This is a genomic window from Vibrio sp. OPT46 (genome assembly GCF_015163535.1).
In the GTDB taxonomy this organism is placed as follows: domain Bacteria; phylum Pseudomonadota; class Gammaproteobacteria; order Enterobacterales; family Vibrionaceae; genus Vibrio; species Vibrio alginolyticus.
The window spans coordinates 1-1,091 of record NZ_JADDYG010000471.1 but is presented as its reverse complement, the minus strand read 5'-3'; the positions used below and the strand labels follow the sequence as shown (position 1 = coordinate 1,091).

Below are 1,091 nucleotides of genomic sequence, written 5' to 3'. Positions count from 1 at the left end.
AGACTTCCTAGTCCGGCCATACCACCAACAAATGCTGCGCGGGAGTTAAATTCAGAAACATCGATATCAAGCCCCCCAATTTCTGAGTCAATAGAAGCCTTTGTCATTTTAGGAGCTGCTTCTTGCCATCGCACCAGAAGGGCGTCCACCTCATTTGAGACAACTTTACCGCTAGATTTTAGGTTACTCTCAAGTTTAGAGGTGATCAGTTGGCTGAAATAATTGCCAATTTCTGTTTGAGCTTCTTTCTTGTCATCATAAGTTTCGGTAATAAGCGTTTCCAAACCTTCCGCAGATGAATTGTACTGATAGAAGGTCTTCATATCAGAAAGATCTTTTTTCTTACGGTCAGCACAAGATGCAATAAGTTCCTCGAAATCGGCCTTTATTTTAGAAGCCTGCTTACGAAATCGCGCATCCTGTTCATTGACCTCATTTACACGGTCAACACTTGATTGCTCTTTGTCTTTCAATGATTCAATAGCAACCGCTAGAACCTTATCTGCTTGAGAGTAAATATTCTTGATATTTTGCCCTACGATAGCAGCATGATTCTCATTCAGGTAATCTGCCATTTCATCGACTTGACGGATAAGCGATGTACGATATAGCTCATTCTCTCGCCAGAATGGTTGTGTACGAGCAGTCAGTTCCTGAGGTTCTGGTGCTTCATCGATATAACCATCTTCTATCCAATGATTGAAAATTAGCTTATCTAGCTGCTTCTTCACGCGTTTAAACGTCACTTTACCAACCATAGAAACATCATCAGCATTTAGATCGCTATGACAGTGCGACTGGACGAATAATAGATGCTTCAGGGGATTATTTTTATCGACTGGTGGGCGCTGACGGATGATATTTGCTGCAAAGCCCAAATCACTTTCCTTAAAGAAACCAGCGTGCATAGACAAGAATACAACACCATCAGCTAGCTCTACACCACCAAGCGCTTTTTCCGTGTCGCTGTCGTCTTCACTGTTTAGATCCCCTGGAGTATCCATCAACCACACTTTTTTGAGGATAGGCGCATCCATGAACACGATTGCTATGTACGCATCGTTCTCAAATGATTCATCATAATTGTGTAC

Annotated in this window: 1 pseudogene; it reads right to left on the bottom strand. The window is 42.2% G+C overall.

The features are described 5' to 3' along the window. A pseudogene (locus tag IQR33_RS35920) lies at positions 1–1,091 on the bottom strand (hypothetical protein); the annotation flags it as partial.